The organism is Terasakiella brassicae (genome assembly GCF_014641495.1).
In the GTDB taxonomy this organism is placed as follows: Bacteria; Pseudomonadota; Alphaproteobacteria; order Rhodospirillales; family Terasakiellaceae; genus Terasakiella; species Terasakiella brassicae.
Genome location: NZ_BMHV01000061.1, coordinates 1 through 2660, shown reverse-complemented (window position 1 = coordinate 2660; position 2660 = coordinate 1). Strand labels below are relative to the sequence as shown.

Sequence of the window (2660 nt, the reverse complement as noted above, 5' to 3'; positions counted from 1 at the left end):
AGCTACTTTGGCTTTGAAGTCGGCTGAATGGTTACGGCGTTTTGCCATCGGATAGTCCTTTTCAAAAACGGTTATCCCACCTTAACACCCTGTCCTGTTTTTGGGGACCATCTCTGATTTTGACCTAAACGGACACGATCTTGAAGAAATGTATGCCGAAAACGAACACGACATCATTACGGAAGCCGAAAGGGTTGTTTGGCTGACAATGCAAAAAATCGACCACTTCGAAACCACACTTGAACAGGATCGTATGTTTGATCTTGTTGGTCGAATTCAAGACCATGACGCACGTTGCGCAGTGTTTGGGTGCGAAGAAGCTCTCAATAGCTTGCGCAGAAAAGCAACAGAAGTCACGACCATTTCAAACAACAACCTTGCGAAGCTGGCTAATTCTATTCGCTCATTCAAAGAAGACTTAGAAGACGGTGTCTTTGACGATTTTATTGAAGGCATTGTGAACACCGCAATCTCAGGCGATGAATTTAACGGTGTTGATTTCTTGCCAAAAGGTGAAACTCCAGCCCACGGCAAAAGCGTCGGGACAGCATAGCAGATCACAACTCTTTTTAGGTAGATGCCACTTGGGCGGGGATTTTCCCCGCCTCTTTTTTTGACTGGAGTTTCAATTTGATTCTTACACGGGGAATGCCAAATCGTAAAGGACCAGAATCAGCGCGGGGAACGTAACACTTGACGTTACATTCCCCGTTATAATATTCACTGTAATCCAGTGATAAGTCGCTGATTTCATTGAAGAAATCGAAATGGCGGACAGTGAGGGATTCGAACCCTCGATACCCGATAAAGGGTATGCCTCCTTAGCAGGGAGGTGGTTTCAGCCGACTCACCCAACTGTCCATATGTGCAAACGGGCATCCGTCCGTTCGAGATGGGTTTTCTACAAACAGACGGCTGCCCTGTCAACGTCCAAAACGTTTTATCTCACAATTATTTTTTATCCACGTTGAACAAAGTTTTCAGTTCTTCTTTATCGTAAGCTTTTGTGCGGCTATGTTCGTTTAACACGTCCAACCCACGATGAACCGCCGGGCGTTCTTTAATCGTCAAAAACCATCGTTTTAAATTGGGGTAATCATCCAGTTCCTGCCCCTGATTCTTATAAGATCGGATCCACGGCATGCAGGCAATATCCGCAATCGAATATTCTCCGGCCAGATAGTCTACCTCGCTCAATCTTTTTTCCATCACACCATAAAGACGGGCGGCTTCCTTGGTGTAGCGTTCAATACCATATTCCACCTTTTCCGGCGCATAGATACGGAAATAATGGGCCTGCCCCAGCATCGGGCCAATCCCGCCCATCTGAAACATCAACCATTGCAAAACCTCATAACGTTTCATCGGGTCTTGGGGCAAAAGCGCGCTCTTTGTTTTTTCCGCCAGATAAATCAGAATCGCACCACTTTCAAAAACGCTGATCTCCTGACCATTTGGTCCATTATGATCAATAAGGGCAGGAATTTTGTTATTCGGGCTGATTTTCAGGAAATCAGGCTGGAACTGATCCCCCTTGGCAATATCAATACCGTGTACCTGATACTCAAGGCCGCACTCTTCCAGCATAATATGGACTTTGTGGCCATTGGGTGTCGGCCAAGAATAAAGATCAATCATTTTGTTTGTCCATTATCGCAATGTTAACAACTTTTCAGATAGATTATCCAATTGTGGAACTATAAATATGATGCAATTCACATTTCCACAAAAATTATTAAAGAATGTCTATTTTTCAATCCAAGAGGGTTTCCCAATGAACGAGGTCCTTCCCCAACAAAAGCTCCTGCTGGAACTGCTGATCATGTCCGGCGATATTGCCGTTGCCGACGATATTTCCAACACGATCCTTGAACGTACCATTATCGAATGTGAAAAGCGCGGCTGGGTCAAACGTTCCCAATTCGGTGCCGGCTTTCATAAAACCACAATCACAGAAAGCGGACGCGAAGCTTCCGGCTTGAAGCGGTGAAACGGCTTTTTGCGATATTATCACGGGGTCCCCGTTTTTCGCGGGGATAGTGGATGCGCAAATCTAAAGCTGTGTTTAGTTCAACAGTTGCACAACTTCGGCATAGACAATAAAAAACCGAGCCGTATAAAGGACTTGAGAGTGGTAGCGGTGGCCGGAGTCGAACCAGCACGTCCTTGCTGACAAGGGATTTTGAAGCCTTTTATATTTCTTATATTATTATTTAAAAACAGTAATTTAATCAAAATAAAAACAGACTGTATATAAAACTGTATATTGCAATGCATTGTTTTGCATAGTGTATTTTGACATCTTAGAACGTTAAACTTTAACGTTTCAAAGTTCGCATTACTGGACATAACCTTTTTCTCGATATTCTTTAAGAAGCTCCACCGTCCATTCAACTGGTTCTTCATCTATATCCCGTACTTCATTCAAATTGAGATGATCCACGATCATCTCATAGGGCAATGAATACTCATCTGGCGACTGCTCTTCACATTCACACATCAAGTGGAAGTAATCGACGACCCATGAATTGATACGATCAGCATTTAGGGCCTGTTGACAATTAAGGGATTCCCAAACGTTCCAATTTATGATTCAAGAGTCCTTTTGGGATTTTTAGAATGAATACGGATCGTTTTGTCATTAGTGACCATATTTGGGA

3 protein-coding genes and 1 tRNA gene are annotated in these 2660 nt (G+C 43.6%); 2 read left to right on the top strand and 2 right to left on the bottom strand.

The genetic code is table 11. The annotated features are described in order from the left end of the window. Window positions 1-148: 148 nt before the first annotated feature. Window positions 149-553 carry a hypothetical protein gene (locus IEW74_RS17135; RefSeq protein WP_188667389.1) on the top strand — a complete coding sequence of 135 codons (405 nt, stop codon included), beginning with the start codon at window positions 149-151 and terminating at the stop codon, window positions 551-553. A gap of 215 nt (window positions 554-768) precedes the next feature. Here IEW74_RS17135 and IEW74_RS17130 read toward each other — a convergent pair. Further along, window positions 769-861: transfer RNA gene (locus tag IEW74_RS17130), tRNA-Ser, on the bottom strand. A 90-nt stretch (window positions 862-951) separates the two neighbouring features. Continuing rightward, entirely contained in the window at window positions 952-1638 is a 687-nt protein-coding gene (locus IEW74_RS17125) for a glutathione S-transferase family protein (protein ID WP_188667387.1), read from the bottom strand. A gap of 136 nt (window positions 1639-1774) precedes the next feature. On the opposite strand from IEW74_RS17125, the gene IEW74_RS17120 reads away from it, so the two are divergent. Next, window positions 1775-1990 (top strand): hypothetical protein, encoded by a 216-nt coding sequence (locus IEW74_RS17120; RefSeq protein ID WP_188667386.1) that lies wholly within the window; start codon window positions 1775-1777, stop codon window positions 1988-1990. Window positions 1991-2660: the final 670 nt, after the last annotated feature.

Bases quoted from the DNA above. Each gene is read 5' to 3' on its own strand.
- IEW74_RS17125 (WP_188667387.1), bottom strand. From the start codon at position 1,638: ATGATTGATCTTTATTCTTGGCCGACACCCAATGGCCACAAAGTCCAT.
- IEW74_RS17120 (WP_188667386.1), top strand. From the start codon at position 1,775: ATGAACGAGGTCCTTCCCCAACAAAAGCTCCTGCTGGAACTGCTGATC.
- IEW74_RS17135 (WP_188667389.1), top strand. From the start codon at position 149: ATGTATGCCGAAAACGAACACGACATCATTACGGAAGCCGAAAGGGTT.